This window comes from Mycobacterium ulcerans subsp. shinshuense, assembly GCF_002355775.1.
In the GTDB taxonomy this organism is placed as follows: Bacteria; Actinomycetota; Actinomycetes; order Mycobacteriales; family Mycobacteriaceae; genus Mycobacterium; species Mycobacterium marinum.
In genome coordinates this window covers 4,166,183-4,179,108 of the sequence record NZ_AP017624.1, presented here as the reverse complement: position 1 = coordinate 4,179,108, position 12,926 = coordinate 4,166,183, and the positions used below count along the sequence as shown (strand labels likewise).

Below are 12,926 nucleotides of genomic sequence, written 5' to 3'. Positions count from 1 at the left end.
ATGTTTGACACCGTCTTAGTGGCCAACCGCGGCGAGATCGCGGTGCGAGTGATCCGCACCTTGCGGCGGCTGGGGATCCGCTCGGTTGCCGTGTACAGCGACGCCGACGCCCGGGCCCGGCACGTGATCGAGGCCGACACCGCGGTGCGGCTGGGTCCCGCCGCGGCGCGGGAGAGTTACCTCGACATCGGCAAGGTGATCGATGCGGCGGTACGCACCGGGGCCCAGGCGATCCACCCGGGCTACGGGTTTCTTTCCGAGAACGCCGAATTCGCCGCGGCTTGTGATCGCGCCGGGGTGGTCTTTCTGGGGCCACCCGCGGGCGCGATCGAGGTGATGGGCGACAAGATCGCCGCCAAGAACGCGGTCAGCGCCTTCGACGTTCCGGTGGTGCCGGGCATCGCGCGACCCGGACTGACCGACGATGACCTGATCGCCGCAGCCGACGAGGTCGGATACCCGGTGCTGGTCAAGCCCTCGGCCGGTGGCGGTGGCAAGGGCATGCGCATGGTGGAGGAGCCGGCGCGGCTGTGTGAGGCGCTGGTCAGCGCGCGGCGGGAAGCGGCATCCGCGTTCGGTGACGACACCCTGTTTCTGGAGCGGTTCGTGTTGCGTCCCAGGCACATCGAGGTGCAGGTGCTTGCCGACACGCACGGCAACGTGGTGCACCTCGGCGAGCGCGAGTGCAGCCTGCAACGGCGCCACCAGAAAGTCATCGAGGAGGCGCCGTCGCCACTGCTGGACGCCCCAACCCGGGCGCGGATCGGAGCCGCGGCGTGTAACACCGCCCGCAGCGTCGACTACGTCGGAGCCGGCACCGTGGAATTCATCGTGTCGGGCGATCGCCCGGATGAGTTCTTCTTCATGGAGATGAACACCCGACTGCAGGTGGAACATCCGGTCACCGAGGCGGTGACCGGGCTAGACCTGGTCGAGTGGCAGCTGCGGGTGGCCGCCGGTGAAAAGCTCGGGTTTGCCCAAGACGACATCGAGCTAAATGGGCACGCGATCGAGGCACGGGTGTACGCGGAGGACCCCGCACGGGGATTCCTGCCCACCGGTGACCGGGTGCTGCAGGTGGCCGAACCGAGCGGCACAGGTATCCGGGTGGACTCGTCGCTGCTGGCCGACACCGTGGTGGGCAGCGACTACGACCCGATGCTCTCCAAGGTGATAGCGCACGGAGCCAACCGTGAGCAGGCGTTGGAGCGGCTCGACCGGGCGCTGGCCCACACCGCGATCCTGGGTGTGCAGACCAATGTTGAGTTCCTGCGTTTTCTGCTGGCTGACGAGCGGGTGCGGGCGGGAGACCTCGACACCGCGTTGCTGGACGAACGCCTGGCCGATTTCGTGCCGTTGGCGGCACCCGATGATGTGTTCGCCGCTGCCGGCCTGTATGTCCAACAAGCGCTATCGCGCCGCGCCGCCGGCAGTCTGTGGGCCGCGCCCAGTGGGTGGCGTGTCGGTGGGGTAACGGCACCGGTGCGCACCGCGATGCAGACCCCGTTGCGGACCGAGACGGTATCGGTGTTCGGTCTGCCGGAGGGGGCCCACGTCCAGGTCGGCGATGGCGAGATGCTTTTAGCGAGTGTGCAGCTCGCGCCCGGTGTGATGAGCGTGACGGTGGATGGCCTGCGTCGCGACTACCGATGGGCGGAGGCGGAGCGGCACCTGTGGATCGCCGACGTACGCGGGACCTGGCACATTCGCGAGGCCGAGGAGCATAAGATCCACCGTGCGGCGGGGGAGCGCCCCGCCGAAGTCGTCAGCCCGATGCCCGGCAATGTGATCGCGGTGCAGGCCGAGTCCGGCACCGCGGTGTCCGAGGGCGACGTGGTGGTGATCATCGAGGCAATGAAGATGGAACACCCACTGGTCGCGCCGATTTCAGGCCGAGTGGAGGTGCTTGTGGCCGTCGGCGATCAGGTCAAGGTCGAGCAGGTGTTGGCTCGGTTGATCCCCGACACCGAACAAGCCCAGAGCAAGGATTCAGCCGAGAGCAAGGATTGAAAGATCATGACGACAGCGATCTCCGCAGGAACATTACCCAAGGAATATCAGGATCTGCGCGACACGGTGGCCGACTTCGCGCGGTCGGTGGTTGCGCCGGTATCGGCCAAACACGATGAGGAACATAGCTTTCCCTACGAAGTCGTGGCCAAGATGGGCGAGATGGGGTTGTTCGGCCTGCCGTTCCCCGAAGAATACGGGGGAATGGGCGGGGACTACTTCGCGCTAGCCCTGGCGCTCGAGGAGCTCGGCAAGGTTGACCAGTCGGTGGCGATCACCCTGGAAGCGGGTGTGGGTCTGGGCGCCATGCCGATCTACCGGTTCGGCAACGAGGAACAGAAGAGCAAGTGGTTGCCGGATCTGCTGGCCGGGCGTGCGCTGGCCGGTTTCGGGCTCACCGAACCTGGCGCGGGCTCGGACGCCGGCAGCACCCGCACCACCGCACGCCTCGACGGCGGCGAATGGGTCGTCAACGGCAGTAAGCAGTTCATCACCAACTCAGGCACCGACACCACCTCATTGGTCACCATCACCGCCGTCACGGGGAGCATCGCCGATGGCAAGAAGGAGATCTCGACGATCATCGTGCCCAGCGGCACGCCGGGATTCATCGTGGAACCGGTCTACAACAAGGTCGGCTGGAACGCGTCGGACACCCACCCGCTGAGCTTCGATGACGCGCGCGTGCCGGAAGAGAATCTGCTTGGAATCCGTGGCAAGGGCTACGCGAATTTCCTATCCATCCTCGACGAGGGCCGAATCGCGATCGCCGCGTTGGCGACAGGTGTCGCTCAGGGCTGTGTCGACGAAAGCGTCAAGTATGCCAAGGAGCGTCAGTCCTTCGGCCAGCCGATCGGTTCCTATCAGGCGATCCGCTTCAAGATCGCGCGCATGGAAGCACGGGCACACGTGGCCCGCACCGCGTACTACGAGGCTGCCGCAAAGATGTTGGCGGGCAAGCCCTTCAAGAAGGAGGCGGCGATCGCCAAGATGATCTCCTCGGAGGCTGCGATGGACAATGCCCGCGACGCGACCCAGGTCCACGGCGGCTACGGCTTCATGAACGAGTACCCGGTGGCCCGTCACTATCGCGACAGCAAGATCCTTGAGATCGGCGAGGGCACCACCGAGGTGCAGTTGATGCTCATCGCCCGTTCACTGGGCCTGTCGTGAGCGAACGAGAGCCCGCCGGCAAGTCGGTGGTGCAGCGCGGCTTGTGGTTTGAAGAGTTCGAGATCGGTACGACATATCTGCACCGGCCCGGCCGTACGGTCACCGAGGCGGACAACGTCTTGTTCACCACGCTGACGATGAACACCCAGTCGCTGCATCTGGACGCGGCCTGGGCCGCCGAGCAGCCGGGTTTCCGGGGTGAGCGGCTGGTGAACTCGATGTTCACTCTGTCAACGCTGGTGGGGTTGTCGGTCGCCCAGCTGACGCTGGGCACCATTGTGGCCAATCTCGGCTTCTCTGAGGTGTCTTTCCCCAAGCCGGTCTTTCATGGCGACACCCTGTACGCCGAGACGGTCTGTGCCGGCAAGCGTGAGTCGAAAAGCCGGCCCGGAGAAGGCATCGTCACCCTCGAACACACCGGCCGCAACCAGCACGGCGATGTCGTTGCTCGGGCGGTGCGGACCACGCTCGTGCAGAAGAGGCCCAGTGAGGAGGCGAAATGAAGCTGCGTACCGCTGGTCCGGCCTGGTTGTTCTGCCCGGCGGACCGCCCGGAACGCTTCGCGAAGGCAGCAGCCGCCGCCGACGTGGTGATCCTCGACCTCGAGGACGGTGTGGCCGAAGCGCAGAAACCTGCCGCGCGCCAGGCGCTGCTGGACACCCCGCTGGATCCGGAGCGAACCATCGTGCGCATCAACGCGGGCGATACCGATGAACAAGCCCGCGACTTGGCGGCCTTGGCGGGTACTGCCTATACGACGGTGATGCTGCCCAAGGCGGAGTCGGTCGCACAGTTGGCGCTACTTGCGCCCCGCGACGTCATTGCGCTGGTGGAGACCGCGCGCGGTGCGCTTTTCGCCGCGGAGATCGCGGCCGCCGACAACACCGTTGGCATGATGTGGGGCGCCGAGGATCTGATCGCAACCCTGGGCGGCAGCTCCGGCCGGCGCGGCGATGGCACCTATCGCGATGTGGCGCGTCACGTGCGCTCGACGATTCTGCTCGCGGCGTCAGCGTTTGGCCGGCTGGCGCTGGACGCGGTGCATCTGGACATCGGCGATGTCGACGGTCTGCACGCCGAGGCGATCGATGCGGCAACGGTGGGTTTCGACGTTACGGTGTGCATCCACCCCAGCCAGGTCGAGGTGGTGCGCAAGGCGTATCGCCCCGACGAAGAGAAGCTGGCCTGGGCGCGGCGTGTGCTCGTCGCAGCACGCACCGAGCGGGGCGTGTTCGCGTTCGAAGGGCAGATGGTCGACTCCCCGGTGCTCAGGCACGCGGAAATGCTGCTGCGGCGGGCCGGGGAATCCGTCCCCGCGTGACGGTTGCTGATTTCACCCCAATCGCGTTCGACGGTGCGGCGGCCCGCCCAGTGATACTCGGCGATCGCCGCTGGGGCGACACGGCTGCGCGGATCTCGCAATCGCCGCGGCGTCTTCGTGTTCGAGGGCATAATGGATGGCGCGTCGGTGTCGCGGCGAGCAGAGCCTATCGGGGCTCTGGCGATGTGCTCTGGGCTCGCGGCGGTTCCCGCTCGGGTTTTGCTGTGGGTGCCGCGCCGCTGACGCTGGCAAAGGATGCAACGCGGTTGGTCGGTGATCGACGATCGGCAGGACGGCATCGTCTGACGGCGTGACCTTGGCTTCGAGCTGAGGAGGTGGCATGGCAGATCGACCTCGGATCCCGATGACTGTCGGCCTGGAGCCGGTTCAGCTGGTCAACGCCGATGGCGAGCCCACCGACGAACACCGCTACAGCCGTGATCTTCCCGAAGAGACGCTGTGCTGACTCTACGAGATGATGGTGGTCACCCGGGAGCCAGGGCTCCGGCGTTGTTGATTAGCAGGCTTGTGAGCTGGGGAATTGTGGATTGAGGAGGTCTAGGCGGCGGTTGGCGGTCAAAGCGGTGATCCGGCAGGCTTCGGCGATGTTGTCGGCGCCGTTGAGGCGGTGCAGATTGATCGCGGTGTTGCGTAGCGTTGCTAGGACCTGTGCGCCGTTTCCGGTATGTGCCCTTTGACGGTCTTCGTCGAAGGTGACGTCGCGTATCCAGTGCAGGCTGTTCTCGATTCCCCAGTGTTGACGCATCCAGGTCATGATCGCGGTAGGGCGGGCGTGCTCGAACGGCAGGCTGCAGATGGCATAGACCACCTCCACGCTGCGCTGGTCGGTGGCGGTGATCAAGCGTTCACGAGTGATCCGGATGATTTGTTTTGCGTAGGGGAAGCCGATTCCTCGTGCAGCGGTGATGATTTGCAGGGTGCGGGTCTCGACACGGCCGTGGCCGCGGGAGTCGTCGGTAGCGGCTGCGGGCACCTCGGCCCAGGGCAGCGCGGTGATACGCGCAAGTATTTTGGCTTGGTTGGACTTGACGATCATCAGGTAGTGCGACTTCAAGGTGGCGCAGATCAACTTCGCGGTGACGACCTGGGTATGCATCGCATCCACGGTGACCAGCCACCGCAAGCTACCCGGCAGCAGCGTGAGCAGGGCACGTACACAGGGAATTTCATTGCTTTTCTCGGCGACAGCGAGTTGACCGAGCACCAATCGGGCACGGTGGGCGAACACCGACACGAGATGCGTGGCTGTCGCTTTGGCGCGTAAAGCACCACGCAGCATCTTGCCGTCCAACGCGATCGGCACCAATCCGCTGGGGTCGCTGCTGGCCACGTGTGCAGTGAAGTAACTGCCCATCCTGGCGTTGAGGTCGGCGGGGTCTAGCCGAGACAAAACAGCGCGGAAGGTATTCTCACTGGGCCGCCGGAACCGGACCCCTAATTGGGCCAACACATCATCGGGAGCGGTGGCCGCCCATGTGGCAAAATCAGCATAGCCGCGCATCCCCGCGGCAGTGGCCAGAACCGCGATCGCCAACAAAGCCATCAGCGAATACCTCCGACCGCGTGGGCCCCTCGGGTCTGGCACCGAGGCCAACACATCGAGAAACTCCGATCCGATGAGCTCGCTGCGCCCACCAGGACTCCAGCGGTCGAACACCTCTGGAACCGACGACACAGGCAATACTGAAACGGTAGGCACGGGCAACTCCAGACCAACGACGAACAGTAACCAACTCGATCGTTCTCCAGATAGCCCGTGCCTACACTCCGGCCCCAATAGCGCGGCACCAAAGATCATCAACCCAGCTCACAAGCCTGCTAATCAACAACGCCGGAGCCCTGACCCGGGAGCTCGACGCCGAGTTCATCAATCTGAAGCGGCAGGGGGAATTGGCGCTGTTCGCGTCCTGCCGTGGTCAAGAGGCCGCGCAGGTCGGCGCGACAGCGTGTCTGCGCAAGACGGACTGGTTGTTCCCGCAATATCGCGAATTGGGCGCCTATCTGGTGCGCGGCATTCCGCCGGGGCACGTCGGAGCGGCGTGGCGCGGAACCTGGCATGGCGGGCTGGAGTTCACCAAGAAATGCTGTGCCCCGATCTCGGTTCCGATAAGTACCCAGGCCCTACACGCCGTCGGCGCGGCAATGGCCGCACAGCGCTTGGGCGAGGACTCGGTGACGGTCGCGTTTTTGGGCGACGGCGCCACCAGTGAGGGAGACGTACACGAGGCGCTGAACTTCGCGGCCGTGTTCGATGCCGGGTGCGTGTTCTACGTGCAGAACAACCAGTGGGCGATCTCAGTTCCGGTGTCCAAGCAGACGGCCGCACCCTCGATTGCGCACAAGGCAATTGGATATGGGATGCCAGGCATTCGAGTGGACGGCAATGACGTGTTGGCCTGCTATGCCGTGACGGCCGAGGCCGCTGCCCGGGCCAGACGCGGCGACGGGCCAACCCTGATCGAGGCGGTGACCTACCGAGTCGGCGCTCACACGACGGCCGATGATCCGGGCCGATATCGAAGCCAGGAGGAGGTGGATCACTGGCTGGCGCTGGATCCGATCTCGCGTTACCGCTCCTACTTGCAGGGCCAGGGGCTGTGGTCGCAGCGTCTGGAAGAACGCGTTGCCGCACGGTCCGGTCGGCTGCGCGCCGAACTGCGTGAAGCGGTATTCGGCGCGTCCGACTTCGACGTCGACGACGTGTTCACCACCGTATTCGCCGAGATCACCCCCGGGCTGTAAACGCAACGTCAACAGCTGCGGGCCGAACTGGACCGGATCGACTGAGGAGCCGTTCATGACACCGATCGCCGATCCGCCAGCCCGTCCCGGCCCGGCTCCGGCCGCGCCGGTGGTGGGCACCATGCAGTCATTGACCATGGTGCAAGCGCTCAACCAGGCCTTGCATGACGTGATGGCGGCTGACGATCGCGTGCTGGTCTTCGGCGAGGATGTTGGGATTGCGGGCGGCGTCTTCCGGGTGACTGAGGGATTGGCCGAAACCTTTGGTGAGCACAGATGCTTTGACACCCCGTTAGCCGAGTCGGCTTTGATCGGCATCGCGGTGGGGCTGGCGCTGCGTGGCTTCGTGCCGGTGCCCGAGATCCAGTTCGACGGCTTTTCCTACCCGGCATTCGATCAAGTGGTCAGTCACCTGGCCAAGTACCGGACCCGCACCCGCGGCGAGGTCAATATGGCGGTAACCGTTCGGATCCCGTCGTTCGGCGGCATCGGCGCCGCGGAACATCATTCGGACTCCACCGAGTCCTACTGGGCGCACACGGCGGGCTTGAAGGTGGTGGTTCCCTCAACCCCCGGCGATGCCTACTGGCTGTTGCGCCACGCCATCGCCTGCCCAGATCCCGTCATGTATCTGGAGCCCAAGCGCCGGTACCAGGTTCGCGGACCCGTCGACACCAGCCGGCCGGAACCTGCGATCGGTCAAGCGATGATTCGCCGGGCCGGGGCCGACGTGACCGTCATCACCTTCGGAAACCTGGTCTCGACCGCACTGTCGGCCGCTGAAGACGCTGCGCACCAACAGGGTTGGAGTCTAGAAGTCATCGACCTCAGGTCGCTGATCCCCTTGGACTTCGAAACCATCGCCGCCTCGATCCGCCGGACCGGACGGTGTGTGGTGCTGCACGAGGGGCCGCGCAGCCTGGGCTACGGCGCCGGGCTGGCCGCCCGGATACAGGAGGAGTTGTTCTACGAACTGGAGGCTCCGGTATTGCGCGCCTGCGGATTTGACACTCCGTATCCGCCGGCACGATTGGAGCGGCTGTGGCTGCCCGGGCCCGACCGGCTGCTGGATTGTGTCGAACGGGTGCTGGGGCAGCCATGAGCACCGGCGACCGACTGAAGTGCTTCCAGGTGCCCGACCTTGGTGAGGGCCTCGAGGAAGTCACCGTGACGAGCTGGGCCGTCGCGGTTGGTGATGATGTCGAGCTCAATCAGGTGTTGTGTTCGGTGGAGACCGCCAAGGCCGAAGTCGAGATCCCGAGCCCCTACGCCGGTCGCATCGTTGAACTCGGTGGCGCCGAAGGCGATGTCATCAAAGTGGGCGCAGCACTTGTGCGCATCGACACGGCACCGGAGTTGTCGGCCCCGACGAACGGTGAGATCGCGGTCCCGACGCTGGTGGGCTACGGCGCCGACGCGGCCATCGACACCAGCAGGCGCCCAGGCCGGCCGCGCGCGGCCCCGCCGGTGCGCAAGCTGGCCAAGGAACTCATGGTTGACCTCGCTTCGCTGCAGCGGGGTAGCACGGTGATCACCCGGGCCGATGTACTGGCCGCCGCGAAGGGCGCCGGAGCGTCAGCGCGGGTTCGGGAAGTCCGTGGTGTGCAGGCACACATGGCGGAGAAAATGAGCCTGTCCCACCAAGAAATCCCGGCTGCGAAAGCTAGCGTCGAGGTTGACTGCACCGAACTGCTCAGGCTCAGCGAACAGTTCCGGGCGGCGGTGACGCCGGCGACGCCGTTCGCGCTGGCGCTGCGAATGTTGGTTATCGCTCTGAAGAACAACGAGATACTCAACTCGACATGGGTCGATTCGCCAGGAGGACCGCAGGTTCATCTGCACCCGGGAGTGCACTTGGGTTTCGGTGTAGCTACCGAGCGCGGACTGTTGGTGCCGGTGATCGCCGATGCCCATCGCATGACCACGCGTGAATTGGTTTGCCGCGCGGCAGAGCTGATCACCGGTGCGCGCGAAGGCACCCTTGCACCCGGGCAGCTGCGCGTTTCGACGTTCACCGTGTCGAACTACGGGGCGCTGGGCGTCGATGACGGAGTGCCGGTGATCAACCATCCCGAAGCCGCCATCCTGGGCGTGGGGTCAATCAAGCCGCGGCCGGTGGTCCGCGGTGACGAGGTTGTTGTGCGGCCGACGATGTCATTGACCTGCGTGTTCGACCACCGCGTCGCCGATGGCGCCCAACTCGCCCGGTTCATCTGTGAATTGCGCGGTCTGATCGAGGCGCCGGAGACCGCGCTGTTGGACCTGTAGGGCCAATCCACTCGGGCGGCGGCCGGTGATTTTCTTCTCACTTCTGTCCTCCGGTGCCCTGTTGATCGCACTGGCGGCAGCCGGAGCCTGGTACCGGCGCGAAACCGCACGCCAACATCGTTGCGACACCCGCCCAGCCCCATGGCCTGGGCTTTTGGCTTGCCGATTCACGAGCCCGTAACGTGGGTTCCTGACAAAGCCATGTAGTGGTATCGCGCCGTCGCGGATTGCTCGTGTCCAGCATGGCTTGAGGAGCGCATTGTCGCGCTTCGCATCAGCACACAATGGCAGTCTTCGGGCCGAAAGGGCTCCAGTTTCATGGCCAAACATCTAGCGCCGCGTTTCGATGACGTACAGGCGCATTACGACCTATCCGACGATTTCTTCCGGCTTTTTCTGGATCCCACCCAGACCTACAGCTGCGCCTACTTCGAGCGCGATGACATGACGCTGGAAGAGGCGCAGATCGCCAAGATCGACCTGGCGCTGGGCAAGCTGGGCTTGGAGCCCGGCATGACACTGCTCGATATCGGCTGCGGCTGGGGCGCCACCATGCGCCGCGCGATCGAGAAATACGACGTCAACGTCGTCGGCCTGACCCTGTCCAAGAACCAGGCCGCCCACGTGCAGAAATCGTTCGACCAGCTGGACACCGCACGCACCCGGCGGGTGCTGCTGGAGGGCTGGGAGCAGTTCGATGAGCCCGTCGACCGCATCGTCTCGATCGGCGCGTTCGAGCACTTCGGTCACGACCGCTACGACGACTTCTTCACCCTGGCCCACAACATCTTGCCCAGCGACGGGGTGATGCTGCTGCACACGATCACGGGGCTGACGATGCCGCAGATGGTCGAGAACGGTCTGCCGCTCACCCTGTGGCTGGCCCGCTTCCTCAAGTTCATCCAAACCGAGATCTTCCCCGGCGGCCATCCGCCCACCATCGAGATGGTGGAGGAGCAGTCGGTCAAGCCCGGTTTCACCCTGACTCGGCGCCACTCGTTGCAGCTGCATTATGCGAAAACCCTCGACCTGTGGGCTGAGGCCTTGGACGTTCGTAAGGACGAGGCCATCAAGATTCAGTCCGACGAGGTCTATGAGCGCTATATGAGGTACCTCACCGGCTGCTCCAAGCTGTTCCAGGAGGGCTACATCGACGTCAACCAGTTCACCTTGCAGAAAGCAAGGTGAACTGGCTGGTCGTCGCGATCAGTTTGCGGGTGGGGGAGCATCCGCGGGCGGCGGAGCATCCGCGGGTGGAATAGCTCCGTCGCAGCCACCGGGGGGCGGCGGGCCGGGGAGTGGTTCGTCGCCACCGACGCAGTCGTAGTAGAACTGCGGGCCGGTCATGTAGGTCCTCATCCACTGGTGCCAGAACGACCCGTCCGGGTATTTCTCGCCGTCACACACGGCCAATTCGCCCCAACCCCATCGACCGCCAGGGCAGTAGCCCTTGGTCATGTCCGGCTGGTGTGGGTCGGGCGGATCAGCGGTGGCGACCGCGGTAGAAAACATCAACGCAGGGCTCCGGCGTTGTTGATTAGCAGGCTTGTGAGCTGGGTTGATGATCTTTGGTGCCGCGCTATTGGGGCCGGAGTGTAGGCACGGGCTATCTGGAGAACGATCGAGTTGGTTACTGTTCGTCGTTGGTCTGGAGTTGCCCGTGCCTACCGTTTCAGTATTGCCTGTGTCGTCGGTTCCAGAGGTGTTCGACCGCTGGAGTCCTGGTGAGCGCAGCGGGCTCATCGGATCGGAGTTTCTCGATGTGTTGGCCTCGGTGCCAGACCCGAGGGACCCACGCGGTCGGAGGTATTCGCTGATGGCTTTGTTGGCGATCGCGGTTCTGGCCACTGCCGCGGGGATGCGCGGCTATGCTGGTTTTGCCACATGGGCGGCCACCGCTCCCGATGATGTGTTGGCCCAATTAGGGGTCCGGTTCCGGCGGCCCAGTGAGAAGACCTTCCGCGCTGTTTTGTCTCGGCTAGACCCCGCCGACCTCAACGCCAGGATGGGCAGTTACTTCACTGCACACGTGGCCAGCAGCGACCCCAGTGGATTGGTGCCGATCGCGTTGGACGGCAAGATGCTGCGTGGTGCTTTACGCGCCAAAGCGACAGCCACGCATCTCGTGTCGGTGTTCGCCCACCGTGCCCGATTGGTGCTCGGTCAACTCGCTGTCGCCGAGAAAAGCAATGAAATTCCCTGCGTACGTGCCCTGCTCACGCTGCTGCCGGGTAGCTTGCGGTGGCTGGTCACCGTGGATGCGATGCATACCCAGGTCGTCACCGCGAAGTTGATCTGCGCCACCTTGAAGTCGCACTACCTGATGATCGTCAAGTCCAACCAAGCCAAAATACTTGCGCGTATCACCGCGCTGCCCTGGGCCGAGGTGCCCGCAGCCGCTACCGACGACTCCCGCGGCCACGGCCGTGTCGAGACCCGCACCCTGCAAATCATCACCGCTGCACGAGGAATCGGCTTCCCCTACGCAAAACAAATCATCCGGATCACTCGTGAACGCTTGATCACCGCCACCGACCAGCGCAGCGTGGAGGTGGTCTATGCCATCTGCAGCCTGCCGTTCGAGCACGCCCGCCCTACCGCGATCATGACCTGGATGCGTCAACACTGGGGAATCGAGAACAGCCTGCACTGGATACGCGACGTCACCTTCGACGAAGACCGTCAAAGGGCACATACCGGAAACGGCGCACAGGTCCTAGCAACGCTACGCAACACCGCGATCAATCTGCACCGCCTCAACGGCGCCGACAACATCGCCGAAGCCTGCCGGATCACAGCTTTGACCGCCAACCGCCGCCTAGACCTCCTCAATCCACAATTCCCCAGCTCACAAGCCTGCTAATCAACAACGCCGGAGCCCTGAACATCAACGCCGCGACACCACCCAATATCGCAGCGCCAAGGCGACTGAGCTTGAGCATCATTTTGACTCCGTCAGGAATGTTGAACGAATGCAGCCCGATTCCGAGCATTGGTTAAAGCTTGCGGATGGGCCGCGGCGACCCAGCATACATAAGTGCACGACCTTCCCAACGAAAATCTTGTCCGATAGGTTCCGGTCAAAAACTAGCACCGAAACGCCGGCTTCGGGAATGTCTATAATTGCCACTTACCGACGCGGCCGATCGGCGAAGTCGGCTTGGGTTGGCCGGGTGATCTGCGGCATCCAATTGGTGCTGACGCGTGAGTTCAGAGTCGGCTGATCGTTGACGGATTCACTTCGGATGGCCCCTGGCTTCCGGTGGCTGGTCTCGCGTCGATGCTGGGTGAGGTAGCCCTCGAGTCCATTTGCCGCGCCGGTCTTACTCGGCACTGGCTGGGTTGCCGACCTCCGGCGCTGCACCTCCACGAGCCGCCCCGGATGGTTACC

At 64.4% G+C, this 12,926-nt stretch carries 11 protein-coding genes and 1 pseudogene; 10 read left to right on the top strand and 2 right to left on the bottom strand.

What is annotated here, in order from left to right:
- From SHTP_RS18650 to SHTP_RS18630, 5 genes and pseudogenes are all read left to right on the top strand, one after another.
- Positions 1-2,010 (top strand): acetyl-CoA carboxylase biotin carboxylase subunit, encoded by a 2,010-nt coding sequence (locus SHTP_RS18650; RefSeq protein ID WP_096371416.1) that lies wholly within the window; start codon positions 1-3, stop codon positions 2,008-2,010.
- A gap of 6 nt (positions 2,011-2,016) precedes the next feature.
- Entirely contained in the window at positions 2,017-3,183 is a 1,167-nt protein-coding gene (locus SHTP_RS18645; RefSeq protein WP_096371415.1) for an acyl-CoA dehydrogenase family protein, read from the top strand.
- A complete protein-coding gene (locus tag SHTP_RS18640; protein ID WP_011741488.1) occupies positions 3,180-3,686 on the top strand; it encodes a MaoC family dehydratase in 507 nt (168 codons plus the stop codon). The genes SHTP_RS18645 and SHTP_RS18640 overlap by 4 nt, the downstream gene beginning before the upstream one ends.
- Positions 3,683-4,504 carry an HpcH/HpaI aldolase/citrate lyase family protein gene (locus tag SHTP_RS18635; protein ID WP_096371414.1) on the top strand — a complete coding sequence of 274 codons (822 nt, stop codon included), beginning with the start codon at positions 3,683-3,685 and terminating at the stop codon, positions 4,502-4,504. Before SHTP_RS18640 ends, SHTP_RS18635 begins: the two co-directional genes overlap by 4 nt.
- Positions 4,505-4,844: 340 nt before the next feature.
- Positions 4,845-4,967: pseudogene (locus SHTP_RS18630) on the top strand (pyruvate dehydrogenase (acetyl-transferring) E1 component subunit alpha); the annotation flags it as partial.
- Positions 4,968-5,021: 54 nt separating this feature from the next.
- Here the strand turns inward: SHTP_RS18630 and SHTP_RS18625 are convergent.
- Positions 5,022-6,224, bottom strand: a complete 1,203-nt coding sequence (locus SHTP_RS18625; RefSeq protein ID WP_420873025.1) for an ISAs1-like element IS2404/ISMul1 family transposase — start codon at positions 6,222-6,224, stop codon at positions 5,022-5,024.
- Between the two features lie 38 nt (positions 6,225-6,262).
- Here SHTP_RS18625 and SHTP_RS18620 point away from each other — a divergent pair, with 38 nt between their 5' ends.
- The 4 genes from SHTP_RS18620 (at position 6,263) to mmaA2 (ending at position 10,723) form a co-directional block, all read left to right on the top strand.
- On the top strand, positions 6,263-7,267 hold the full coding sequence (locus tag SHTP_RS18620; RefSeq protein WP_231991504.1) for a thiamine pyrophosphate-dependent enzyme: 1,005 nt from the start codon (positions 6,263-6,265) through the stop codon (positions 7,265-7,267).
- Positions 7,268-7,322: 55 nt separating this feature from the next.
- A complete protein-coding gene (bkdB, locus tag SHTP_RS18615; protein WP_096371412.1) occupies positions 7,323-8,369 on the top strand; it encodes a 3-methyl-2-oxobutanoate dehydrogenase subunit beta in 1,047 nt (348 codons plus the stop codon).
- Positions 8,366-9,535 (top strand): dihydrolipoamide acetyltransferase family protein, encoded by a 1,170-nt coding sequence (locus tag SHTP_RS18610; protein ID WP_096371411.1) that lies wholly within the window; start codon positions 8,366-8,368, stop codon positions 9,533-9,535. Before bkdB ends, SHTP_RS18610 begins: the two co-directional genes overlap by 4 nt.
- Positions 9,536-9,853: 318 nt before the next feature.
- Positions 9,854-10,723: a cyclopropane mycolic acid synthase MmaA2 gene (gene mmaA2 / locus SHTP_RS18605; protein WP_096371410.1), complete on the top strand. Its 870-nt coding sequence runs from the start codon at positions 9,854-9,856 to the stop codon at positions 10,721-10,723.
- Between the two features lie 18 nt (positions 10,724-10,741).
- On the opposite strand, the gene SHTP_RS18600 is transcribed toward mmaA2, so the two are convergent.
- On the bottom strand, positions 10,742-11,047 hold the full coding sequence (locus SHTP_RS18600; protein ID WP_096371409.1) for a hypothetical protein: 306 nt from the start codon (positions 11,045-11,047) through the stop codon (positions 10,742-10,744).
- 148 nt (positions 11,048-11,195) lie between these two features.
- Between SHTP_RS18600 and SHTP_RS18595 the strand changes: the two genes are divergently transcribed.
- Entirely contained in the window at positions 11,196-12,398 is a 1,203-nt protein-coding gene (locus tag SHTP_RS18595; RefSeq protein ID WP_420872940.1) for an ISAs1-like element IS2404/ISMul1 family transposase, read from the top strand.
- Positions 12,399-12,926 lie beyond the last annotated feature (528 nt).

Coding starts and splice junctions, on each gene's coding strand:
- SHTP_RS18600 (WP_096371409.1), bottom strand. CDS start 11,047: ATGTTTTCTACCGCGGTCGCCACCGCTGATCCGCCCGACCCACACCAG.
- SHTP_RS18635 (WP_096371414.1), top strand. CDS start 3,683: ATGAAGCTGCGTACCGCTGGTCCGGCCTGGTTGTTCTGCCCGGCGGAC.
- SHTP_RS18650 (WP_096371416.1), top strand. CDS start 1: ATGTTTGACACCGTCTTAGTGGCCAACCGCGGCGAGATCGCGGTGCGA.
- bkdB (WP_096371412.1), top strand. CDS start 7,323: ATGACACCGATCGCCGATCCGCCAGCCCGTCCCGGCCCGGCTCCGGCC.
- mmaA2 (WP_096371410.1), top strand. CDS start 9,854: ATGGCCAAACATCTAGCGCCGCGTTTCGATGACGTACAGGCGCATTAC.
- SHTP_RS18610 (WP_096371411.1), top strand. CDS start 8,366: ATGAGCACCGGCGACCGACTGAAGTGCTTCCAGGTGCCCGACCTTGGT.
- SHTP_RS18645 (WP_096371415.1), top strand. CDS start 2,017: ATGACGACAGCGATCTCCGCAGGAACATTACCCAAGGAATATCAGGAT.